The organism is Paraburkholderia sp. (assembly GCF_024281035.1).
Taxonomy (GTDB): Bacteria; Pseudomonadota; Gammaproteobacteria; order Burkholderiales; family Burkholderiaceae; genus Paraburkholderia.
On the sequence record NZ_JAMXLH010000025.1, the window covers coordinates 63,045 to 86,222 of the forward strand.

Sequence of the window (23,178 nt, forward strand, 5' to 3'; positions counted from 1 at the left end):
CTCAAAGATGATCGGGACAGCGGAACTGATCGAGCACGCCGCGCCGGAACGGGTTCGTCACGCTGCTCGCGTCGAGTTCGAGATCGACGCGGCGGCCATCCGAAACGAAGCTGATCCTGAAGCGGTCCGGTTGCCCCGTCTGCTGAAGATTCGCCTGATCCATCAGATGCAGCAGCGCCCACGGCCCATCCGCGCGCGCCGCCGCGCCGCCGCCCGGAGGCGCGAACTCCACGTGCGCTTCGCTCGTGCCCTTGCCGCTCGGCCACTGAAAACCCATGCTGCCAGTCGCGCCGGGTTTGGCGACCCACTGCTGGCCGTCGATATCGAGCGTGAATTGCGTCAGCGCCGGATCAATCGCAATCGGCTTGACGGCAAAACGCACCGACACGTCGCGCCCGCCCGCGCGGAACAGAGCGTCGCGAATCTGCGCCGCACGCTGGAATTGCACGAGCACGTTATCTGGAATGCCGATCGATTCCGAGCCTTGCCGCCAGCGCCAGGTCGCGCCGGACATATCGACGTAGTTCTGCAGGTTCTTCTGGAAGAAATCGTCGATCAGTCCACCCGGTGCGAGCAATCGCCCGAAGTCATCCGGCGTCGCGTCGCGCGTCGAGCTGCGCACGAGCGGATAGCGCCCGTCGAGCGCCTGCTTGCAGAGCTGCCCCACGTTCGCGAGCCACAGTGCGTTCAGGCGGGCACGCTCGCCGCCCGCCATGAGCGCGGTCGCGCCGGTGGCCACGTCGCCGACCACCGCCGCCAGTGGCGCAGGCGCGCCCTGCGAAGCCAGCTTGAGCTTGTCGATCGCATCCGCGCCCGGCGGCGGCAAGCCCTGGCGGCGTGCGGTGTCGGCGGCTTGCAGATAGGTCGCCGCATCCTTGAGCGCCGCAAGCTGCGTGTCGAGCGGCGACGGCCCCTGCGCGCCCGGCTTGCCGACGAGATCGTGCAACGGCTGGAAATGCGCATCGACGGGGTTGACCTGCGCGGGCGCGGGCGCCGCGCCGCTGTCGTCAGGCTGATTGCCGAGCGCGGATTCGAGTCGCTTTTTCATCGCGTCGATCTTGCCGTTCAGCATCGCGCCCGCCGCAGCCGAGAGCGAGCGCTCGCCCGTGTTGCCAAGCGTCGTCTCCTGCGCGGCGGCGACCATGACGGTGCGCAGTGGAGAATCCGCATTACCGAGCGCATAGGCCACGCGCGCACCTTTGTCGACACTGCCGAACGGCACGACTTCGATATCGGCGAGCAGCGCATCCCATTGCCGGATGTACTCGTCGAAATAGAGTTGCGTCATCGCGCTCTTGAGATCCTCGGCCGCCTGTTGCGTATGCACCTGTTCGTCGCGGCCCAGCACCCAGTTGTCGCGCGCCATGTCGACCACGGCCACGTCGCGCAACGACAGGAACTTGCGATAGCCCGCGCGCGTGTACGCGCCCGGCACGCCGCGCGTGAGCGGCGCACCGCTCTTGCGCGCGAGCACCAGCGACGCATTCTGGCCCGCCGCACCCGCCACGCTGAATTCAGCCAGTTTCTGCGCGTCCAGATCGCGCTTCACACGATTGAACATGCGCTGTGCGAGCGGCATCTTCGCGAGATTCGTGCGGGCCTGCGTAATCAGGTCTTTGTCGAGCGGCAACGACGGGTCGAAAAAAGCCGGCTCGAACAGCGCCGCCAGATGGCCGTCCATATCGTGACGCTGCGCATCGTTCGCGTCGCGCAACGGTCCACGCTGCCAGTCGACATCGGCCCAGAGCCGCACCGAATCGGCGTCGTAATGGGCCGGATCGCCGACCATCAAATACGCGCGCAGCACTTCGTACTGGAAGTCCGGATTATTCGCATCGCCGCGCCGCAGTTCTTCTTCCATGCGCCGCACGACGAGCGGCAACAGCGTCTGGCGCAACAGCCGCCGGTACGTCGTTTGCGCTTCGAGCCCAAGCTTGTCGCCCTGCCAGAGCCCGAGCCGCGAGAGCCACGGCACGCTCGCGTCGCGCGCGGCATACCCGCCCGGCAAATCGCGTGCCGCGTTGAGCAGCGGCAGCAAGGCGAGCGGGTTATCGCCCGCCTGGGTGTTCTGCGCGAGTTGCTGCAATGCCTTCGCCTGCTGGTCGACGCTCGCGACGTACGCCACATTGCGCTGGTAGCTCACGAAGAACGCGCCGAGTGCAAGCACGGTCACGAGGCCGATCACGCCGAGCGCAATGCGCTGGAGCCACGCGCGCTGCCGCTCGAGCTTGCGGTTCGTGCCCGCGAGCCCCGCCTCCTGGAAAATCACGTCGCGCAGCAGCCGCGTGATGAAGTACGCCCGCCCGCTCGATGCGTCGGGCAGCACGACCTGCTGCTGCAAGCCGAGCGCCGCGGCCACCGCGCTCATCACGCGGTCGATCGGGCGGCCCTCCTGCGTGCCGCTCGTGAAGTAGACGCCGCGCAGCAGCACCGGCTGCTCGTAGCGCGACGGGCTGAACGCTTCATTGAGGAACGTCTGGAGCATGCCCTGGAGCCCGGCGAATTGCTGGGCGAAGCCGTAGATCAGCGCACGCCGCCGCGTATCGGTCTCCTGCTGCATGCGGTGCAGCACGCGCGCCTGCAGGCGCTTTTCGAGCGCGGCGAACTGCTCCGGAAACTGCGCGAGCACCTCGCCGGGCTGGCCGCTTTCGTCGAGCGCGAAGGTCATGCCCCACACCTGCTCGCGCTCGTCGTGGCCGAGATCGTCGAAGAACTCCACGAATCCGGCGAGCAGATCGCACTTCGTCACGACCACATACACCGGGAAGCGCGCGCCGAGCCGCTCGTACAGTTCCTTCACGCGCTCGTGCACCGCCGCCGCCTGCTGCGAGCGCTGCGCATCCGACAATTGCAGCAGATCCTGCGTTGACAACGCAACGATCACGCCATTGAGCGCACGGCGCGGCCGGTACTTGCGCAGCAGTTGCAGGAAGCCGCTCCATGCGGCCTGATCGGCTGCGGCGAAGCTGTCCTGTGTCGTGAAGCGGCCTGCGGTATCGAGCAACACCGCGTCGTCGGTGAACCACCAGTCGCAGTTGCGCGTGCCGCCTACGCCGCCCACCACGTTCTTGCCAAGCTGCGAAGCGAGCGGAAATTTAAGGCCCGAATGCGTGAGCGCCGTGGTCTTGCCCGTGCCCGGCGCGCCGACGAACATGTACCACGGCAGCTGGTACACATACTGGCTGCCGAATCGCCCCTTCACGCGCGATTTGCGCAGGATCGCCATCGCCTCTTCGAAGCGCTGCCGCAGCGCCGCGATATCGGCGTCGGACTCCTGCTTGCCCGGCACCGCAGCGTCCGCACCCTCGGCGACGACGCGCGTGAACTTCACGTTGGCGAGCCGCACGCGCAACCAGCGCACGAACCCGTAGAGCGCCCACAGCGCGAACAGCACGATCACCGCGATCCAGCGGCTCGACCTGGATTCGAGCGGCGCGCTGCCCGCCCACGCGAGGAGCGGCCCTTCGATCCACACGATCAGCGCGAGCGCGATCACGCCCAGCAGCGACAACACGATCCTGCGCCTTAGCCAGTCAAACAGCTTCTTGATCATGACCCGGCTCCCCGTTGCGTTTCGATCCGTGCAGTCACACTCACGATGCAGCCCCTGGCGCGAGAATTTCCACTTCCACGCGGCGATTGCGTGCGCGGTTCGCCGCGGAGTCGTTGGGCGCGACCGGCTCGGTGTCGCCGCGGCCTTCCGCTGAGAAGCGCGAAGGCGCGCCCGTGCGCGCGGCGAGCATGTCCTTCACCGTTTCCGCGCGCGCCTGCGAGAGATGCCAGTTCGACGGAAAGCGCGCGGAAATGAGCCGCTGATTGTCGGTGTGCCCGGTCACGACGACGTTGCCGCGCACCGTCCTCAACGCGTCGCCGATGCGCTGCATCAGCGGCAGATACGACGATGCTAGTTCGGCGCTGCCCGAGGCGAAGAGTCCGTCGCCGTTGATGGTGACGATGGTGCGGTCGGGCTTTGCCGTCACGGTCACGACGCCGCGCGCGATCTCGGGCGCGAGAAACTGCGAGAGCGTCGGCGCGAGTTTCGGCGCGGCCTCCATCTTCGCCACGAGCACGGGCGGCGGCGCGACGCGAATGCCGTGCAGCGACGCGAAGACGTTGTCGGACGCATCGTTGAGCCGGAACGCCAGCACGAGATGCACGACCACGAGCAGCACGCAGGCCACGGCGGCCGCCACCCACAGCGGCACGAGTTGCAGGAGCGGCTTGCGCTCGGCCTTCACCGGCTGCCATTGCGGCGAGAGATCGCGCTCCGCCGCGCCGCGCTGGGTGCGGATCATCTGTTCGAGCCGCTCGCGCACGGTGTCGAGTTGCGTGCGCCCGCCGTCGATCAGGCGATAACGTCCCTCGAAACCGAGCCCGAGCATCACATAGATCAGTTCGAGCACGTCGATGTTCGCGGCCGGATTCTGCGCGAGACGCTGGAGAATCAGGAAGAAGCGCTCGCCGCCCGAAGCCTCGTTATGAAACGTGACGAGCAGGCTGCGGCTCGCCCATGCGCCCGCGCCCCACGGCGTGCTGGAAATCGCTTCGTCAAGAAAGGTGCACAGGCAATAACGCGACGCGCCGAGTTTTTCGTCGTCGTAGCCGCTCGCGCGGCCTTGTGTCTCGAACGTGCGGACCATCTGGATGAGTTGCGTGCGCAACTGTTCGAGGTCGGGATGGGTCGGGAGCTGGCGCAGCGGCAGCGCGAGTTCGATGAGCGGGTTGGCCGCGCTCAGCAGCGGATTAAGTCCGCCCGCACCGGCGGGAATCGGCGCGACGGCGGATGCCGCCCCGGCGAACGCGGCGCGAGAACCGCCCGGCGTCGGAATCAGGATCGTGGCGCCGGGATCGACGCCTGAGCCATGCGGATCTTCTGGGCACACGATGCACGTCCTCCTCAATCAGTGGCGTCGCCGCACGCGAGACGTCAGCGGCGGATTGCCCAGAATTCCATCGCAAGGCCCGGAAACTCGCCCGCGACGTGCAGCGCCATGCCCGCCGAGGTCGCGAACTGCTTCCACAGTTCGTTGCCGCGATCGAGCTCGAAGTAGGTGAAACCGGCATGAAACGGCAACTGGCGCGGTGCGACGGGCAGCGCGCGCAAACCGATGCCGGGCAACTGCAGGTTCACGAGATCGCGGATGCGTTCGATGGGGCCGATCTTCACCTGCGGCGCAAAGCCGGTGAGGATCGCTTCCGCGGGCATCTGCGCGCGCACGGCGAGCACGAACGTTGCCGACGCAAACAGGTTCTTGTCCGGCACGAGCGCGACGCGCAGGCCGAACTTGCGCTCCTCCAGCGCGATGGGCACGGCATGCGGGTCCATGACCATGCTGAGCGAGGTGCGCAGGTCGTCGATCACGGGCGCGAACGTCTCCTTGAGGCGCTCGTGACGATAGACCGGATACGCGGGCGGCCGCTTCGTTTTCTGGCTGAACGTCGCGAGTTCGCCGGCCAGTTGCACGACCACGCGATAGAGCGCTTCGGGATGCAGGCCCGTCATCGTCGCAAGATGCGCGGCGAGCGGCTCGTTGCGGTTGATGAGTTCGAGCAGCAGAAAGTCGGCCACTTCCGCGACGCCCGTCACGCCCGGCTGCACGAGGCGCGCCGCCAGCGCTTCGCCGCGCTGATGCAGCAGGCCGACCAGGTCGTCGGCGAAGGCCGCGAGACGCCGCGCCACGCGATAGTCGAGACACGGCGGGCTGTAATCGGCGTCGAGCACAAGGCGGTTGTCGGGCTGGCGCTCGATCACGCGCGCGATGCCGAGCGTCGTGTACGCGTTCGCAACGTCGGGTTCGAGCGCAAGCCGCACGCGCAGCTTGCCGATCTGCACGAGCGCCGCGCTCGCGTTGGGATCGTTGCTGTCGGCCACGTCGATCTCGGCGCCGCGATGACGCGCGAAGTTTTCCTCGCTCGCGCCGTTGGCGGTTTCCGGCACGCCGGGCCGCCGCACCGGCAGCGCGAGCGTCACGAGCATGCCGCGCGTGGCTTCGGGAATGTCGAGCGGTTCGGGCAGATCGTCGTCGGCGGGCAGGTTAAAAGGCGTGCCGTCGGCGAATACGCCCGAGCACGACAACAGCGCGAGCTTGCCGAGCTTGAGCGCCTGTTCGTCGATTGCGAGCGACGCAAAACCCCACGCCCACGGACGCAAGCCGCCCGCACGCGTTTCGAGCTGGGTCTGCAGATAGCGGTCATGTTGCTGCAGATGCTGCGGCTGCAGGAACATGCCTTCCGACCAGATGACTTTGCTGTTCCAGGACACGTTGTTCCCTTGAGCGTATGGATCAGGTTGGGTCCTTCTTTTTCAAAGCCGCATCGCGCGCACGATGCATGGCGTCGATCTGTGCTTCGTAGGCGTCGTTGAACGCCTCGCCGAAGAGTTTCTGGAAATCGTCCTGCGCCTCGCGCGCGATGCTTTCGCGCAGTTCGACGAAGCGGTCCCACAGCTTCGCCTTCGGGTTCGAGAGCACGCGGTCCAGCACGCCCTGCTGCGCGAGCTGCGCTTCGAGCGCGGCCGGATCGAAGCGCGACAGCACATGCGCGAGCGCCGCACGCATGCCGACGAGCACGGCAAGTTCGTGCGACTCGATATCGGCGAATGCGCGCGCCACCGCTTCATCGGGCGGCAGATAGCCGCTCGCACGGCCCGTGAGCATCTGGGCGAGTGCGCTGTCGACATCGGGGAAAAATTTGAGCGGATTGTTGTCGCGCTCAACGATTACGGTCGTGCCGAGCCGTGCCTCGCGCTTCGTCATCGAGCGCGCGCGCAGCACCGACATCGTGCCGCGCAACGACTCACGCAACATCATGCCGACGGCGCGCGCAAAGTCCGCGGGCGGCAGGTTCGGCGCGCGCGCGGGATCGAGGCCGAGGCCTTCGTAGAGCGCGGCTAGCGTGGCTTCGTCGACGGCGTGCGCGGTTGCGCGTGGTTGTGTTTGCGCCGGTGGTCGCGTTTGCTTTTGCGGTCGAGTTTGCGGCTGCGGCTGAGTTTGCGATTGAGCGGGCACGTCTGGCGCGGGTTGCGCAGCTACGTTCGCGAACATTTGTGTTACCGGTATGGACTGCGCCGGTAACGGCTGTGGCGGCGCACTGGGTGCGGCTTGCGCCTCGCGTTGCGCTTCGTGCTGTGCTTCGTGCTGCGCCTCGCGTGCAACCGGCGCGGCGAACGAGGCCAGCCCGAGCGGATCGTGTTCGAGCGGCACCGAGCCGCCCGTGCCCGCATCGGAACGCACCGGCACAGCAGGCACAGCAGGCGCAAACAGGTCGTCGAACGGCGTCGCGCTACCAGGCGTGGTTTCGCCCGCGAGACTCGGCGGCAAGCCGGTCGGCCCGCCCGGCGCCAACGCGCTCACGCCCGCCGCGTGCAGCCCGGTAGGCAACCCAGCGGGAACCACGGGCGCCACGGCATGCTGCGCATGCACAACGCCCGGCATGGCAGGCGAAGAAAGGGGAGAAAGCGGAGAAAGCGACGGCGCGCCCGCCTGCCCCGCACCACCCGACGATTCCCACTGCGCGAGCGCATCGGCAAGCGGATCGTAGTCGGCAGGAATGCCGCCGCCCGTCTGCGCAGCGGTTGGCAGCGGCGCGAGCGTCGGCGGCGCAAACGCCTGCAATTCAGGCGAAACGTGGTCGCTTTCGGAGCCCGCGAAACCCGGCCGCGTCACGATCCGCTCGCCCGCGCCGAAGCTCGCCGCACCCAGCGCATCGAGTCCGCCCATACCGAACGGGTCGGCGCTCGCGCCCGCGTCCGCCGCGCTTTGCGGCGCGCCGCTCAACACCTTCGCGCTCGCGAGCGGATCGTGTCCGAACGGATGCGCCTCATCCTGCGCGCCGCCCTCGACCATCGACACCTCGATCAGGTAAGCGCCAATCATCAACTGGTCGCCGCTCGCGAGCCGCGCTTCGCGCGTGCCGCCCAGCGCGCGCTGGTTCAGCACGCTGGGATTCGCGCCGATGTCGCACAGCAGATAGTCGCCGCCACGGCATTCCACGCGCGCGTGCACGCGCGAAATCGCCCGCTGCTGGTCCGGCAGCACGAGCGTGCAGGTGGCCGCGCGGCCAATCGTGCCGCCGTCCGGGCCGAACCGCACAGTAATCGGCTCGGCGAGCGGCTCGTCGTTGTACTTCGACACGCGCAGCGTCAGGACCGGATTCGTGAGTTGCATCCCCGCACCCTATGGAGCCCAGGCTCTCAAGACGATTTTAGTTTCTTCGTGCCGTCGTCGGCATCCGTGGGATCGACAGGCGCGTTCGGCGACGAACCGTCCCCCGCGCCCGCGGCGCCCCCCGAATTCAACTGGATCGGCGTGCCCTGCACCGAAACCGGCCCCGGCTCGACCACCACGAACGCGCCGCCCACCTTGAGCGTAATGCCCGCGGTGGACTCCAGCACAATCGTCCCGAGCGCCTTCATGTGAATGTTGCCGGTCACGTCGATGGCGTAATTGCCCGTCACCTTTTCCTGCAGGTTCTGCTTCACGCTCAGCGATGCCGTGCCGTCCACCTGCGTATTCTGGTTGCCGCTCACGTGGTCGTGCCGGTCGCCGCCCACCGAGACATGTTCGTCCGCCTTCACCTTCAGATGGCGGTCGTTGCCCACATTCATCAACGCGTCGTTGATCACCCAGGTTTCATGATCCTTCTGCGCGTGAAAGAACAACTGTTCGCTGCCCGCGGTGTCCATGAACCGCACCTCGTTGTATCCGCCGCCGCCTTTGGTGGTGTTGCTCTTCACCGTCGAAATAGCCGAATTCGCGGGCAGATCATAGGGCGGCATCAGGCTCGCGTTATAGACGCTGCCCGTCACGAGCGGCTGATCCGGATTGCCTTCGATGAATTCCACGAGCACCTCGTGGCCGATGCGCGGCAGGAAAAACGCGCCCCACTGCGTGCCGGCCCAGCCCTGGGCCACGCGCACCCAGCAGCGGACATCGCTCGCATCCGAATTCTTCGCCAGTTGTTCCCAATGGAATTGAACCTTGATGCGGCCGTATTTATCGGTCGAGATCTCTTCGCCGCTTTCGCCCACCACCACCGCCGTCTGCAAACCGCTCACGATGGCGCGCGGCGTAAGCCGTTCCGACCGGAACTGGCTGGATTTGCGCAGCGCCGTAAAGCCGCAATCGAAAAACACCGGTTGCGCAGGAAGTGCGAGCGTCGAAACATAGGTATCGGAATTGATTTCGTAACTGGCGCTCACGACGAGATAACTGTCGTTTTGCCCATCGACGGGATGCTCGCTCAGCTTGAACTGGCCGCCCGGCCAGATACCGCGCGCGGTGGCACGCCCTTCGATGATTTCGTTGCGCGCCTGGTGGATTTCGGAGCGCACGCGCGCGTAGTGGTCGCTGTCGCCCGGATCCATGTAGCTCGCCAGGTGCTCCTGCATGCCGTACGTGGCCGGATCGTAGGGCTGCGTGCGCGTGGAGCGCGCTTTGAGTCCCTGGTGAAGGCTCCTCGACGGTTTCTCGAAGTCGTAATCGTTCGTTTCGTAAAAGCCGGTTTGCAGTTCGCCGCCAAGGCGCCATTGATAGATGCACTCGCGGTCCTTCACGGGTTCTTCGGCGGGATCGTAAGCGATCGTGGCGTAGTGCTCGATCGGCGAGTGCATGTCGCCCGAATCGGTCAGCACCATCGTGTTTTTGCCGTTGCCGTGCTCGAAATAGTAGTAAATGCCCTCGTGTTCCAGAAGACGGCTCACGAACGCAAAATCGGTCTCGCGATATTGCGCGCAGTGCTCGCGTTCCTTATACGTGGCCGTGGTCCGGTCGTTCACGTCGACGTCGTAGTCGTTGAGCACGGACTTGACGATCTCCAGCACGGTTTTCTTGTGGAAGAAGCGGTAATGCGAGCCGCGCGTGAGCAGCCACAGGCGCGGGCGCACCATCGCCTCGTAGCGCGCCATGCTGCCGTATGCGCGCCGCCCGGCCGCGGTCATGCGAAACGCCGCGACAATGCCGTTGAACTGGCGCGTGCCGCCGCCCGGCAGCGTCACCTCCACCGAGATGTCCTCCCCGAGCATCTGCGCGGGCGTGACGTCGTTGCTCGTGCTGAGGATTTCGAGCCGGTACTCGCTCAGTCGCCCCAGCTCGTCCGCGCCCATCATGCGCAGGAAGAGCAGTTCGGCGCTCGTGCCCGAGCACTTGACGCTGACGTGACGGTCGGTTGGCATATCAGGGAATCATCGTCCGGACGGTTGCGGGGTCAAGGATCGACACCACGCCGCCCCAGTTGCACATGCACTTCGACACGTTGTCGAGCGACGGCTGATTGTCGAGCAGAACGGTCGGCGCGCCCGGCGCCCACGGCGTGAGCGTCGCGGGAATGCACGGCTGCGGCGTGAGCACGCCCGACGCCGCAGCCGTGGCCGATGCCACCTGCGGATTGGCAAGCGAAGAGCACATGCCGAACGGCATGATGTTCTGCATCGGCATGTGATCCATGATGTTCGCCGCGAGCGGCCCCTCGCCCAGCACCCGGTGAACCGGCAAGACAACGAGTTGCGAAGTCGCCGCGCCGAACGAGCATTGCAGCGTCGCGCCCATACTGACCTGTTGTGGCATCTGGACTCTCCTTGTCTCTTCTCGTCCTCGCTTGCGGGTGCGCCTCTTGTACCTCTTGCGCCGCGAATTCAGTCGAACGTGTAAATGAATTCGCCGTCGCGCGCGCCCACCTGCACGCGCGTGACTACCGTGCCGTTCATCATGCGCGTCAGGAACTCCGTCGAAACACGCGGCAGCAGCGTATTCGTGAGAATCGCATCGATCATGCGCCCACCGCTCTCCAGTTCCGTGCAGCGGCTCGCGATCAGCTTGACCACGTCGTCGTCGTAAAGGAACGGGACCTTGTGCGAAACGCGCAGCCGCTTTTCGATGCGCCCGAGCTGCAGCCGGATGATCGCGCCGAGCATCTCGTCGGAGAGCGGGTAATACGGGATCGTCACGACGCGCCCAAGCAGCGCAGCCGGAAAGACCTTCAGCAGCGGCTCGCGCAGCGCCCGCGCGATAGCCTCCGGCCCCGGCATCAGTTCCGGGTCCTTGCACAGGTTCGTGATGAGGTCGGTGCCCACGTTGGTCGTGAGCAGAATCAGCGTGTTCTTGAAGTCGATCACGCGGCCCTCGCCGTCCTCCATCCAGCCCTTGTCGAACACCTGGAAAAAGATTTCGTGCACGTCCGGGTGCGCCTTCTCCACTTCGTCGAGCAGCACGACGCTATACGGGCGGCGGCGCACGGCTTCGGTCAGCACGCCGCCCTCGCCGTAGCCGACATATCCCGGCGGCGCGCCCTTGAGCGACGAAACCGTATGCGCTTCCTGGTACTCGCTCATGTTGATCGTGATGACGTTCTGCTCGCCGCCGTACAGCACGTCCGCGAGCGCGAGCGCTGTTTCGGTCTTGCCGACGCCCGATGTGCCCGCCAGCAGGAACACGCCGATCGGTTTGTTCGGATTGTCGAGGCCCGCGCGCGAGGTCTGGATGCGCCGCGCAATCATCTCCGTGGCGTGAGCCTGGCCGATGATGCGGCGGTTCAGGTTTTCTGCGAGCTTGAGCACGTTTTCGATTTCGTTGCGCACCATGCGGCCCACGGGAATGCCGGTCCAGTCCTGCACGACCAACGCCACGGCCTGGCGATCGACCGTGGGCAGAATCAGCGGATCGTCGCCCTGGTAGCTCGCAAGCTGCGCCTGGAGATCGCGCAGTTCGGCGCGCAGTGTTTCCGGACCGGCTTCGGGATCGGCGGCGGGTTCCGCGGCGGAAACGGCGGCGGGTTCGGTTGCAGGCGCAACCGGTGTGGCCTGCGCCACTTGCGCCGCTTGTGCCGCTTGCGCCGCTTGTACCGCTTTCGCGGCCTGCTCGCTGCGTACCGTTTCGCCGGGGCCGCCCTCCACCTTGCCGGTCTGCTCGCGCAACTGCGCGCGCAGCGCGAGGATGCGCGCAACGAGGCCCTTCTCCGTTTCCCAGCGCGCTTCGAGTTCGGCGAGACGCACCCGTTCGGCGGCAAGCTTTTCGTTGGCGGCGCCTTCGCGTTCCGTGGTCTCGATACCGACCGCCTTTTCGCGCCCGATGATCGCCAGCTCCGTTTCCAGTGCGGCGATGCGCTTGCGCGCGTCGTCCACCGAAGGCGGCGTCGCATGCTGGCTCACGGCGACGCGCGCGCAGGCGGTGTCGAGCAGGCTCACCGATTTATCGGGTAACTGGCGTGCCGGAATATACCGATGCGAGAGCCGCACGGCTGCCTCGAGCGCCTCGTCGAGCACCTGCACCTTGTGGTGCTGCTCCATCGTCGACGTGATGCCGCGCATCATGCGGATCGCCTTTTCCTCGTCGGGCTCGGCCACCTGCACGACCTGGAAACGCCGCGTGAGCGCGGGATCTTTTTCGATGTGCTTCTTGTACTCGGCCCATGTGGTCGCGGCCACCGTACGCAGCGTGCCGCGCGCGAGCGCGGGCTTGAGCAGGTTCGCCGCGTCGCCGGTCCCGGCCGCGCCGCCCGCGCCGACGAGCGTGTGCGCTTCGTCGATAAAGAGAATCACCGGCTTTTCCGAGGCCTGCACTTCTTCGATCACCTGGCGCAGCCGGTTCTCGAATTCGCCTTTCATGCTCGCGCCCGCCTGAAGCAGGCCGACATCGAGCGTGCGCAACTGAACGTCGCGCAGCGACGGCGGCACGTCGCCCGCGACGATGCGCTGCGCGAAGCCTTCCACCACCGCCGTCTTGCCCACGCCGGCCTCGCCCGTGAGGATCGGGTTGTTCTGGCGGCGGCGCATGAGAATGTCCACCACCTGGCGAATCTCTTCGTCACGGCCCACGATCGGGTCGAGCTTGCCATTGCGCGCCTGCTCGGTGAGGTCCGTCGTGTAGCGGCGGAGCGCTTCCTGCTTGCCCATTGCCGCGGGCGGCATCGCACCGTCCACGTCGGAGCCTTCCGGCGCACCCGCTCTGGAGCCGTCGTTCGCGCTCATTGCCGCTTCGGGCGAGTCGCCGAGCACCTTGTCGAATTCGTCGCAGAGCGTGTCGAGCTTCACCTGCTCGAACTGGCGCGAAATGCCGTAAAGCGCGTTGCGCAACGACGGCGTCTTGAGCAGACCCACGATCAGATGGCCCGTGCGCACCTGCGATTCGCCGAACATGAGCGACCCAAACACCCAGCCGCGTTCGACGGCCTCCTCGACCTGCGAGGAAATATCCACCGACGACGCACCGCGCGGCAGGCGATCGAGCGCTTCGGTCAGATCGCGCGCGAGCCGTGCGGGATCCATGCTGAAGTGGCGCACGATACGGTGCAGGTCCGAGTCGTGAATCTGCAGGATCTGGTGGAACCAGTGCACAAGTTCGATATACGGGTTGCCGCGCAGCCGGCAGAAGGTATTCGCGCTTTCCAGCGCGCGAAAGCCCAGTTTGTTGAGCTTCCCAAAGAGCGCCGCCCGTTTGATTTCGGCCATGTCGTCAGTCTCCCGGGTTGGTGCCGCGCGCCGCGGCGCGAGACGTGCCGCATGGCGTATTGAACGATGGATTGAGCTTCAGTTGCTGCTGATCGCCGCGCGCCGCACCGCTCAGCAGCCAGCTGGTGTAACCGAGCCGCGCGTGCGCGCCGAGCGCAAGGCGCGGCACGTCGGCTTGCCGCAACTGCAGATTCACATCCCAGTCGAGCCCGTCGCGCACGTAGTTGCGCACCCAGTCGACGAGCCGCTTGAGACTCTCGCCGCCGGGCAAAAAACGCTCGTAATCCGCGAGGCCGAGCGGCCCGATGACGATACGAAACTTGTGCTGCGCGTCCCACACGCGCGCGCCCATGACCGTCGACACGCCGAGCACGGCTGAGTCGCGCGCGCCGAGCCGCGTGAGCGATTCGGCGGGGAACGCCATCCAGTGCCCTACCCATTGACGGACCTCGATGGGCAAGCGGAAAAAGCGCGCAAGAATCAGTTCGAGGCAGGCCGCCGGCCGGGTGGGCATCGCCAGCACGCCCGCAAAGTGCAGCTTGGCGAAATCCGGCACCGTGTCGCGCTCGCGCAGCGCCGCTTCGCCGAGCCCGAAGGTTGTGCCCACATACATCGCGAAGCGGTCGCGCTCCGGCCGCTCCAGGCTCACGGCGGGCTGCGCGTTGGCCCAGGCGCGGTAGAACAGGCTCACCATCCGGTGGTGAAAGATGTCGAGAAAACGCGCGAACGTGGGGTCGTCGGCGTTGCGCAGGCGGTCGCGAACGTACTCGGTGAGATGCGTGGGCAGCGGGCCATTCGGACCGAGCAGGCCGAAGAAATTCACCGCGAGCTGCGGCGCATGCCCCGCTTTACCGCGCGAGAACGCGCCGAGCGTGGTCGGGTGGAAGATCAGTTCGGGCCGCTGCGTAAAGCGCACCGAATCGTCGCGCGGCACCAGCGACTCGCCCACGCGCGGCCGCTCGGGCCACGCGTTTTCGATCAACCGCACCGCCTGGAAAAAATCGAAGCGGTACGCGTCGTCTTCGAGCAGCCGCAGCACGTTCACAGGGTCCAGCATCGTCCCGCCCTCGCCGGCCAGCGCATGATTTCACCGCGCGTCGTGGTTCTCACGACGGTCTCGGCAAACGAATTGATCGACACGTACAGGCCGAAATAACGCGCGAGCACCGCGCCCAGCACGAACGCGCCCGCGCCCTCGAATGCCGTTTCATCGAACGTCACCGTCACCTGCTGGCCGCGCCCGAACACAATCGGCCCTTTCACGGGCAGCCGGCGCGTGACCGGCTTCGCTTCGATCGAGCGTACGCCTTCGATCTGGCGCTGCGCCGGCACATCGTCGGCGGGACAGTACAGTCCGAGCAGGTCTCGCAGCGCGCGCGCGCCCGAGGCCGGATCCGAATCGAGCAGCGACGCGTAATTCAGCGACAAATGGCTCAACAAGCGCCACGCCACCGCGCCGTGCGCGAACGACGGCAGCGGGCGGCTCGGCCCGCTCACGCAACGCACGCTCGCGACGGGTGCTTCCACCGAGAGCGTGAAATCCGACGCGCCCGTGCCGATTGAAAGCGTGAGCGGCAGGTCGCGGTTCGTGCACAGCACCTTGAGTCCGAGCTGGCGCAGATCACCGCGAAATGGCGCGTTCGCGGCGTCGACGAGCGCGATAAAGGTCTCGCTGCCGAGATAGCTCGTGCGCTGCCCGCGCTCGCGCTGGCGCGACGACTGCATGCGCCGTTCGCGCCGCAACTGGTAAAAGGCGTCGCCGTGATAGCCCGAACCCAGGTCGCTCGCGTGATAGAACGGTTCGAACCGCTGCTCTTCATTCAACCCCGCGCTGTAGCCGGTCACTTCCTCGATGCCGTAGATCTCGAAGTCGAGTGGACGCGTGCGGTCCGCAATCACCTGATATTCGAACTGCCCCGGGTTGAGTGCGATGCGGTCGGTGCGCCGCGGAAACAGATTGATGGCGGGCGTGCAATGGAGCGAGAAGTTCGATGCGTCGAGCGTCTGCTCGAGCAGCGGGTCCGCGCGGTTGAGCAGCACGACGATTTCGACCTCGTTGTCCGCGCACGCATGCAATGCGCTTTGCAATCCGTCGATGCCGACAAACAGAAAACGCTGCGCAAACGCGAAATACTCCTGCAACAGCCGGAAACCCTGAAACGATTGCCGCCCCACGGGCAGCAGCGCTTCATCCTCGTCGAAACCGAGCGGCTTCACGGCGCTCGCGGGCAGCAGCCGGTGCCACGCGACAGGCCGCGTCACGGGCATCACCACCACGCCCACGGTCGAAGCCAGCATGCGCTCGTAGATGCGCGTGGGCAGCGATTCTGCGCCGCGCAGATAGAGCGAAAGACGGTCCAGCCCAAGCTGGTTGATTTTCATGCCGGGCGGCGTGCGCAGGCGCAGGCGCACGCCCGCCTTCACGCCGGGCGGCAGTGCGATATCCGTGCCGCCGAGCGCGCCGCTGTGCGTAAAGAATCTGGCTTCCGCGATCTCGACGGGCCACAGCGTGAGCGCGTGCGCCGTCCGGTATTCGCAGCGCGTCGAGCCGTTCCGGTCGAGCACGCTGTGAAGCGCGCTGCCGCGCGGCACCGTCACACCCGCCGCAAGCGCGGGATGCGACAGATCGGGCTGCATGTGCACGATGGCCATGGAGGGCGTCGGCGCGAGATAGTGCGGGTAAATCAGTTCGGTCAGATGCTGCGTGAAGCGCGGAAATTCGGCATCGATCTTCAATTGCACGCGCGCGGCAAGAAAGCTGAAGCCTTCGAGCAGCCGCTCGACATACGGGTCCGCGCAGTCGAGCCCTTCGAGGCCGAGGCGCGCGGCCACTTTCGGAAACTCGCGCGCAAACTCGGCGCCCATCTCGCGCACATGCGTGAGTTCCTGGTTGTAGTAGCGGATCAGATCGGGATTCATGTCGTCAGCGCGGCGCGCCCTTGTCGATCACGCGAACTTCGCCCGCTTCGAGATCGAGCTCCGTACGAAAGTAGAGCTGCTCCGGATAGGGCTGTGCCCACAGGTCGCCTTCGATCACGAACGCCACCGTGTTGTGACGCCCCGTGGTTTCCTCTTCAAGCACCGCTGTTACGCGCACGGTCTCGCGCAGGATGCGCGGCTCGAATGCAATGATCGCGTCGCGAATCATGCGCTCGAGCTTCGCGATGTCCATGCCCGAGGCGGTCTTGCCCGCCGTGTCGGGCAAACCGAAATTCACCACCGAACTGGCCACGGCCGGATACGCCGCAAGATCCTGCACCGCGCCCAGCCCGCTTGCGTTGAGCAGCCAGGCCAGATCGCGCTGCACGCCGTGGCGCAGCGTGCGCATGGAAACCACGCGGCGCTCGCGGCTCTCCTCCTTCGCTTCGGGCTCCAGATCGGTCAGGCGATCGAGCAGCGCGGGCTGCAGCCGGTCGCGGCCCGTCAGCTCAGCCATGGCGGGGCGCGACATCGGCCGCGGGTGTTTTAACTTCGAGCGCGATTGTGCGGATGTCGAAGAGCGCGTAATCGTTCGCGTCGGTCGTCAGCATGCGCTGGCCGAGCGGATGCGCATCGTCGAATTCGCCGCCCGCCGCATCGACCCATTCGGTTGAGCGCGCAAGCGCCAGCCCGCTGTCCATCGCCGCGAGCGTGCCCGGATAGCGCGCGGGAATCAGCCCCGCCGCCTGGCCTTCGTTGGCCCACGTGAATACCGCGGGCATCCAGACGCGGTCGCGCAGATCGGCGGGCGGCTCGATTTCGATGCGGCGGATCCGCTCGAACGGAATCCAGTAATAGCGGCCCGCAAGGATCACTTCGAGCGCCGGGCCGACGCGCGTGTCCGCGTCGGCGATCCACTCGAACGCTTCGCCGTTGATCGTGCCCGCCGTGGGCGCCGCCGCATCGAGCGCATTCGTGCGGCATGCGGCTGCCGCCTTGAAGTCGCCCCCGCCTTCGAGGCGCAACGCTTCGATCAGCAGCGCGAGCCATGCCGTGGGCTCGCCGAAGATCAGCGGCGCACGCCGGCCCTTGAACACATCTTCGCGCAACGCCTCGCACTGCAATGCGTCGCGGTAAATCTGCACCATCGGCAACGCGGCGGCATCGAGGTCGCCCGCCACGTTCAGTTGCGCGAGCGCGCGCTCCCAGGCGCCCTGCACCGCGAGCAACTGAAACAGGAACACGCGATACGACGCGTTGGCCGGATCGCCGCGCACCTGGTCCTGCAACTGCCGCAAGCATTCGTCAAGATTGCCATCGCGCAAGCTTTCTTCTGCGGTCATGTCAGTTCGCTCCGTCCGTGCGGGATGCGTGTCGTCACGCGGCGCTCGCCTGCCATGCGGCGCTCACTGCATGCGCCGCATGGCAGCCTGCTCCCTGTCTAGCTCGCGTCGTTCTTCACGATGTCCCACTTCGCCTCGACTACGCCCCCTTCCTTCTGCCCCTTCGCGTTTTGCGGCTGATATTCGACGTGGAATTTCTCGAAGTTCAGCGTCACGTTTTCGGTGAAACGCTCTTCGCCGCCCGAGCCGCCCGTCGAATACGAGCTGACCAGCAACGAGGTCAGCGTGATCTTGTAGTACTCGAGCGGATCGTCGCCGCCCGCCTTACGCACGGTCAGCACGGCCGTGGGAATGTGCGTTCCCTTGCAGCACGCGGTCATGATCGCGGGCGATGCCTTGTCGGCGAACTTCGTGAACGAGATGTCCTGTACGTTGACCCGCCCCGCGCCGCCGCCGGTGCCCATGTGCATCGTGCCGCTCTGGCTGAGCCCCCAGCTCCATGCGAGCACTTCGATTTCTTCCTTATGGGTCTTGTCCTGCGACTCACCCTTGATGTCGCCAAGCTTCATGAACATATCGACGGCCATGTTGTTCTCCACTCAAGACGTTTCGCCAGTGAAAACGGAATTCCGTCACGCCGCCTTCGCGGACGGAAGCTTAGAGACCAGCCGCAACGACACAGTCAGGCCTTCGAGCTGGTAATGCGGACGCAGGAAAAACTTCGACGTGTAATAACCGGGATTGCCCTCGACCTCCTCGATCACGACTTCCGCCGCGGCGAGCGGCCTGCGCGATTTCGTTTCTTCGGTCGAGTGCGCCGGATCGCCGTCGACGTATTGCAGGATCCAGTTCTGCAGCCAGCGCTGCATGTCGTCCTTTTCCTTGAAGCTGCCGATCTTGTCGCGCACGATGCACTTGAGGTAATGCGCGAACCGGCTGCACGCGAACAGATACGGCAGGCGCGCGGCGAGATTGGCATTCGCGGTTGCGTCGGGGTCTTCGTACTCGGCGGGCTTGTGGAGCGACTGCGCGCCGATAAACGCGGCAAAATCGGAGTTCTTCTTGTGCACGAGCGGCATGAAGCCGTTCTTCGCGAGTTCGGCTTCGCGGCGGTCGCTGATCGCGATTTCGGTCGGGCACTTCATGTCCACACCGCCGTCGTCGGTCGGGAACGCGTGAACCGGCAGGTTCTCCACCGCGCCGCCCGACTCGATGCCGCGAATGCGCGAGCACCAGCCATACTGCTTGAACGAGCGGTTGATGTTGGCCGCCATCGCATAGGCCGCGTTGGCCCACGTGTACTTGCTGCTGTCCGCACCGGCCGTATCTTCCTCGAACGCGAATTCTTCGACCGGGTTGGTCTTCGCGCCGTACGGCGCGCGCGCGAGAAAGCGCGGCATGGCAAGCCCGATATAGCGCGCATCCTCCGACTCGCGCAGCGAGCGCCATGCGGCATGCTCCGGCGTCTGGAAGATTTTCGTGAGATCGCGCGGATTGGCAAGTTCCTGCCACGAATCCATCAGCATCACCGCGGGATCGGCTGCGGCGATAAACGGTGCGTGCGCGGCGGCGGCCACCTTCGCGATCTGCGTGAGCAAATCGACGTCCGGCCCGCTGTTGTCGAAGTAGTAATCCGCCACCAGCGCGCCATAGGGCTCGCCGCCGAACTGCCCGTATTCTTCTTCATAGAGCTTCTTGAAGACCGGGCTCTGGTCCCACGCGGTGCCCTTGTATTTCTTGAGCGTCTTGTGCAGATCGCCCTTCGAAATATTCATCACGCGGATCTTGAGCGTTTCGTCCGTTTCGGTGTTGTTCACCAGATAGTGCAGCCCGCGCCATGCGCTTTCGAGCTTCTGGAACGGCTCGGCATGCATGATGAGATTCACCTGGTCGGTGAGCTTCTGGTCGATCTGGGCGATCATCGCCTCGATCGTCGCGAGCACGTCGCCCGAAACGAGATTCGCGCCGCGCAAAGCCTCTTCGGCCAGCGTGCGGACCGCCGTTTCCACGGCTTCCTTCGCCTTGTCGCTGCGCGGTTTGAATTCCTTTTCCAGCAGGCTCGCAAATTCGCCGGCTTCAATTAACTCGCCCGCCTGCTGCTGCTGCGACTCCTGCCCCTGGGTACTGGGTTCGGCCATGACAGACTCCCCTCTCGTAGACGGTTATTCCTGCGGCTTCGGTGCGGACGCAAGCGCCTGCAAGAGCGCCGGATCCTTCAGCAGTTTCTGGATCAATTCCTCGGCGCCGGTCTTGCCGTCCATATAGGTCAGCAGGTTCTGCAACTGGCCGCGCGCTTCGAGCAACTTCGCGAGCGAATCGACCTTGCGCGCGACCGCAGCCGGCGAAAAGTCGTCCATGCTTTCGAAGGTCATTTCCACGGCGAGATTGCCCTCGCCGGTCAGCACGTTAGGCACCTGCACGGCCACGCGCGGCTTCATCGACTTCAGGCGCTCGTCGAAGTTGTCGACGTCGATCTCCAGAAACTTGCGCTCGGCAACCGGCGCAAGCGGCTCCCCAGGCTGGCCGGACAGATCGGCCATCACCCCCATCACGAACGGCAGGTGCACCTTCTTCTCCGACCCGTACACCTCGACGTCGTACTCGATCTGCACGCGCGGCGCCCGGTTGCGCGCGATGAACTTCTGGCTGCTCTCTTTCGCCACGACGATTCCCCTCATCGATGCCGCGCCAGCGGGCCTTCACTTGCAACCGCCTGGCGGCGTTGCTGGACCCAGCGTTCCTACTCGCTATCGGTACCGCTGATCTTGCGCGCCTGCGCGAGTCCCTCCGGCGCGAGATCCTCCAGGATTTCCATGAAGCTCTTGTTGACGAGCCGGCGCGCGCGTTGCAGCAACAGCGGAATCGGGCTCGCCGGTTCGTTTTTTTCGTAGTACTGGCAAATCTTGTCGATGGCGCGCATCACGTCCTCGCGCGTCGAAATCTCGCCGGGCGGCGGGGCGCTCACAGCCGCCGCGCTCGCAGCGGGCGCCGCGCCGTTCGCGGACGCCCCGGCAGGCGCCGCATCGACCGACGCAACCGGCGCGACCGGCGCGCTCGCCACGCGCTCGCCGAGAAAGGCGGCGGCATGGCGCAATGGCCGCACGAGCGGATCGAGATCGATGGAGCGCGCGCTGCCCACACGTTCGGTCAGCAGCGTTTCGATGCGCCGCGCGCTTTCGAGGCACGATTGCAGCGCCGCGTGGATCGCCTGCGCGCCGTCGCCCGCGTCGGCAATCGCCGCCTCGATCGAGGCGGCCGAAGGCACCGTCACGCCGCTCGGCACATTCGCTTCGCCGGTCATGTATTCGACGTCGCGCAGCGTCACCACGCCATGTGCGCGCGACATGGCCAGCGGCGCCTCGCGCACGTCGGCGAGCGTGCCGGTCTGGTCGATCAGTGAGGCCAGCGCGTTGACCCGCGCCGTGGGATCGTTGTCGTCGTCGGCATCGAGTTGCGGATAGACGTGATCCCAATGCAGTTCGATGAGGCCCGCGATCAGCACCAGCGCCTCGGCGAAGCCGCCAAAGCCGTCGCAATTGAGCAGCGAGCGTGCAAGCCAGGCCGCCACGCGCAAGTCGCGGCTCTTGCCGAACAGGCCGAGCGCGAGCGCCTGCGCCTCTTTCCAGTCCGGCGGGACGGCCTCGACGACCGTGTTGCCGTACTGCACGTCCGGCTTGCCGTTGACGACCCGCTCCAGCTCGAGAAACGCCGGATCGTATTCGATATCTTCCCCGCACGGCTTCTCGGGCGACACTTGCGCGAGCAGCGCCCCGGCGTCTAGCGTGGCCATGGTCTACTGGTCCGTTGAAAATCGATCGTTTTATGCCGCGCCGGTCATCTCGCGGGGATCAATACGGGAGACTTTGATGGGGAAAGCGAATGAACGGGATTCTGTTATAGCAGCAGCGTGTTGAGACCGTTCCCAATTGCGCCAACCCTGGCGCCGCTCCACCATTTTCCATCAGAGAATAGCACGCCGCCGGAAAAAAAAAAGACTTCCCAATCATCTTCCATGTTATCAAATTCATTCTGTTTCATTACGCGTTTCGCTAAACGTTATGAAATATTTTATTTACCGTTGATGCGTACTTTGTGGAACTCTTGCGCATGTCATTCGACGTACCCTTTATGGCGCTTCCATTCCACCACACATCTGAATTTCTCCAGCTACGATTCCACGTATCGCCGCGCACCATGCGCTTCTTGAGACACATCATTTCATTATTCATACCATTCATGTTCGATAACATGGCGATATAAGTTAAAACTATAAAACGATCGTCCACGAAAATTCATTGACGCGCTCCTGCATGTTTGCGCACATGATTTTTATTCGAATTTAGCCAATGCGCTTAACGCCGCAGGGAAAACGCCTACTCCGCTTTTAACGTGAATTCCAAATGACATGACATCGCAATTCAACCAGCAACACTCATTCGTCTCTTCCTTGTCAGAAACACGCGCGGCTAATAGACTCAAACTGATTTGTGCGCGATCCGGTCAAACGATGTATTCACGTCGCGCAGCGATTAGTCGATGCCAGCTCGTGGTGGCGCAACCCGGCGCTTGCGGTTGCGTTTCTCAGGCGCAGTCCGATGTTGCCTAACGTCGCGGGCCACCCGGCAGCGACGGCCCACAGCGCAACGGACGGCCCTCATCGTGCGGGGGGAACAGGTGTCAAACATCGAAAGCGCAGCGGTGGCCGAAGCAGTTGAGGAGACATGTGGGCTGCCCGATCTCTGGCAGCGCCGAACGCGCCTGACGCACGACGAGATGGCTTCGCTCTACGCCATCGTGCGCCACGCGCTCACGGGCTACCATCCATTCGAATTGCAGGCGCTCGGCGAAGACAAGGAAGAACTCGTTTCGCAGTTCCTGTTCTTCAAGGTCTTCCGGCTCGAAACGCCCGACTCCGAACTACTGAGTTTTCCGCTGCATAGCGCACCGTCGAACAATCACGCTGTGTGCGGCTATTTCCGCCGCTATCTGATCGACTGTCTGCGTAGCGCGAGCCATCGCCGCAATGTTTGCCTCGACATTGACGACGCACTCGCCGGGCTCGACCAGCAAGCGGCGCTGCACGCCGACCCGATCGGCTCAGCGCTCTTTCCGCACGGTCTCGACGAAGCCACCGTGCGCGACGCCGCCACGCAGTTCATTGCCGGTCTCGACGAAACCGACCGCGTGTTGCTCGCGGGCAGCCTCGGCTGGCTCTCGAACGAAAAAGGCGGTCTCGCGCAGGTTGCGGCGCGCCACCGCATCGCGTCGTATCACTACCGCGCGCGCAAGCTCGGCGTCACGCTGCGCAAGGGCTCGGTGCCCGCCGATTTCGCGCGCACCGGCATCGGCCGCTGGATCGAAGAGACGCTTGGCATCGCCATCGCCGCCGAGAACCGCATCGCCATCCTCGTGGTATTCGGCATTCTCGCCGGGCAGTCGCACGCGCAGTGCATCGGCGAGATGCGCGACTGACCC

General features: G+C 65.4%; 17 protein-coding genes. 1 reads left to right on the forward strand and 16 read right to left on the reverse strand.

Annotation, left to right across the window (positions count from 1 at the left end):
• Position 1: 1 nt before the first annotated feature.
• The 16 genes from tssM to Q0L30_RS08025 all read right to left on the reverse strand — a co-directional run bounded on the left by tssM (position 2) and on the right by Q0L30_RS08025 (position 21,741).
• The gene (gene tssM / locus Q0L30_RS07950; protein ID WP_296653535.1) at positions 2–3,553 is read right to left on the reverse strand and encodes a type VI secretion system membrane subunit TssM; all 3,552 of its coding nucleotides are present in this window, start codon (positions 3,551–3,553) and stop codon (positions 2–4) included.
• A 40-nt stretch (positions 3,554–3,593) separates the two neighbouring features.
• On the reverse strand, positions 3,594–4,883 hold the full coding sequence (locus tag Q0L30_RS07955) for a DotU family type VI secretion system protein (protein ID WP_296653537.1): 1,290 nt from the start codon (positions 4,881–4,883) through the stop codon (positions 3,594–3,596).
• Between the two features lie 44 nt (positions 4,884–4,927).
• Complete coding sequence (gene tssK / locus Q0L30_RS07960; protein WP_296653543.1) at positions 4,928–6,262, reverse strand: type VI secretion system baseplate subunit TssK; 1,335 nt, start codon at positions 6,260–6,262, stop codon at positions 4,928–4,930.
• Between the two features lie 22 nt (positions 6,263–6,284).
• A complete protein-coding gene (tagH, locus tag Q0L30_RS07965) occupies positions 6,285–8,165 on the reverse strand; it encodes a type VI secretion system-associated FHA domain protein TagH (RefSeq protein WP_296653546.1) in 1,881 nt (626 codons plus the stop codon).
• 26 nt (positions 8,166–8,191) lie between these two features.
• Positions 8,192–10,171 carry a type VI secretion system Vgr family protein gene (locus Q0L30_RS07970; RefSeq protein WP_296653548.1) on the reverse strand — a complete coding sequence of 660 codons (1,980 nt, stop codon included), beginning with the start codon at positions 10,169–10,171 and terminating at the stop codon, positions 8,192–8,194.
• Position 10,172: 1 nt separating this feature from the next.
• A complete protein-coding gene (locus Q0L30_RS07975) occupies positions 10,173–10,562 on the reverse strand; it encodes a DUF4280 domain-containing protein (protein WP_296653551.1) in 390 nt (129 codons plus the stop codon).
• A gap of 68 nt (positions 10,563–10,630) precedes the next feature.
• Entirely contained in the window at positions 10,631–13,441 is a 2,811-nt protein-coding gene (gene tssH / locus Q0L30_RS07980; protein ID WP_296653554.1) for a type VI secretion system ATPase TssH, read from the reverse strand.
• Positions 13,442–13,445: 4 nt separating this feature from the next.
• Entirely contained in the window at positions 13,446–14,498 is a 1,053-nt protein-coding gene (tssG, locus tag Q0L30_RS07985; RefSeq protein WP_296653557.1) for a type VI secretion system baseplate subunit TssG, read from the reverse strand.
• A complete protein-coding gene (gene tssF / locus Q0L30_RS07990; protein WP_296653560.1) occupies positions 14,483–16,360 on the reverse strand; it encodes a type VI secretion system baseplate subunit TssF in 1,878 nt (625 codons plus the stop codon). The genes tssG and tssF overlap by 16 nt, the downstream gene beginning before the upstream one ends.
• Before the next feature lie 4 nt (positions 16,361–16,364).
• Entirely contained in the window at positions 16,365–16,877 is a 513-nt protein-coding gene (gene tssE, locus Q0L30_RS07995) for a type VI secretion system baseplate subunit TssE (protein ID WP_296653563.1), read from the reverse strand.
• Positions 16,870–17,703: a type VI secretion system accessory protein TagJ gene (locus tag Q0L30_RS08000; RefSeq protein WP_296653566.1), complete on the reverse strand. Its 834-nt coding sequence runs from the start codon at positions 17,701–17,703 to the stop codon at positions 16,870–16,872. The genes tssE and Q0L30_RS08000 overlap by 8 nt, the downstream gene beginning before the upstream one ends.
• A gap of 98 nt (positions 17,704–17,801) precedes the next feature.
• The gene (locus tag Q0L30_RS08005) at positions 17,802–18,290 is read right to left on the reverse strand and encodes a type VI secretion system tube protein Hcp (protein WP_296653570.1); all 489 of its coding nucleotides are present in this window, start codon (positions 18,288–18,290) and stop codon (positions 17,802–17,804) included.
• 45 nt (positions 18,291–18,335) lie between these two features.
• Complete coding sequence (tssC, locus tag Q0L30_RS08010) at positions 18,336–19,841, reverse strand: type VI secretion system contractile sheath large subunit (RefSeq protein WP_296653572.1); 1,506 nt, start codon at positions 19,839–19,841, stop codon at positions 18,336–18,338.
• Between the two features lie 24 nt (positions 19,842–19,865).
• Positions 19,866–20,366 (reverse strand): type VI secretion system contractile sheath small subunit, encoded by a 501-nt coding sequence (gene tssB, locus Q0L30_RS08015; RefSeq protein WP_367277793.1) that lies wholly within the window; start codon positions 20,364–20,366, stop codon positions 19,866–19,868.
• A 77-nt stretch (positions 20,367–20,443) separates the two neighbouring features.
• Positions 20,444–21,493: a type VI secretion system protein TssA gene (gene tssA / locus Q0L30_RS08020; RefSeq protein ID WP_296653577.1), complete on the reverse strand. Its 1,050-nt coding sequence runs from the start codon at positions 21,491–21,493 to the stop codon at positions 20,444–20,446.
• Positions 21,494–21,597: 104 nt separating this feature from the next.
• Positions 21,598–21,741 carry a hypothetical protein gene (locus Q0L30_RS08025; RefSeq protein WP_296653580.1) on the reverse strand — a complete coding sequence of 48 codons (144 nt, stop codon included), beginning with the start codon at positions 21,739–21,741 and terminating at the stop codon, positions 21,598–21,600.
• A gap of 735 nt (positions 21,742–22,476) precedes the next feature.
• Here Q0L30_RS08025 and Q0L30_RS08030 point away from each other — a divergent pair.
• Entirely contained in the window at positions 22,477–23,175 is a 699-nt protein-coding gene (locus Q0L30_RS08030; RefSeq protein WP_296653841.1) for a hypothetical protein, read from the forward strand.
• Positions 23,176–23,178: the final 3 nt, after the last annotated feature.

Coding starts and splice junctions, on each gene's coding strand:
- tssM (WP_296653535.1), bottom strand. CDS start 3,553: ATGATCAAGAAGCTGTTTGACTGGCTAAGGCGCAGGATCGTGTTGTCG.
- tagH (WP_296653546.1), bottom strand. CDS start 8,165: ATGCAACTCACGAATCCGGTCCTGACGCTGCGCGTGTCGAAGTACAAC.
- Q0L30_RS07970 (WP_296653548.1), bottom strand. CDS start 10,171: ATGCCAACCGACCGTCACGTCAGCGTCAAGTGCTCGGGCACGAGCGCC.
- Q0L30_RS07975 (WP_296653551.1), bottom strand. CDS start 10,562: ATGCCACAACAGGTCAGTATGGGCGCGACGCTGCAATGCTCGTTCGGC.
- tssH (WP_296653554.1), bottom strand. CDS start 13,441: ATGGCCGAAATCAAACGGGCGGCGCTCTTTGGGAAGCTCAACAAACTG.
- tssG (WP_296653557.1), bottom strand. CDS start 14,498: ATGCTGGACCCTGTGAACGTGCTGCGGCTGCTCGAAGACGACGCGTAC.
- tssF (WP_296653560.1), bottom strand. CDS start 16,360: ATGAATCCCGATCTGATCCGCTACTACAACCAGGAACTCACGCATGTG.
- tssE (WP_296653563.1), bottom strand. CDS start 16,877: ATGGCTGAGCTGACGGGCCGCGACCGGCTGCAGCCCGCGCTGCTCGAT.
- Q0L30_RS08000 (WP_296653566.1), bottom strand. CDS start 17,703: ATGACCGCAGAAGAAAGCTTGCGCGATGGCAATCTTGACGAATGCTTG.
- Q0L30_RS08005 (WP_296653570.1), bottom strand. CDS start 18,290: ATGGCCGTCGATATGTTCATGAAGCTTGGCGACATCAAGGGTGAGTCG.
- tssC (WP_296653572.1), bottom strand. CDS start 19,841: ATGGCCGAACCCAGTACCCAGGGGCAGGAGTCGCAGCAGCAGCAGGCG.
- tssA (WP_296653577.1), bottom strand. CDS start 21,493: ATGGCCACGCTAGACGCCGGGGCGCTGCTCGCGCAAGTGTCGCCCGAG.
- Q0L30_RS08025 (WP_296653580.1), bottom strand. CDS start 21,741: ATGAAACAGAATGAATTTGATAACATGGAAGATGATTGGGAAGTCTTT.
- Q0L30_RS08030 (WP_296653841.1), top strand. CDS start 22,477: ATGGCTTCGCTCTACGCCATCGTGCGCCACGCGCTCACGGGCTACCAT.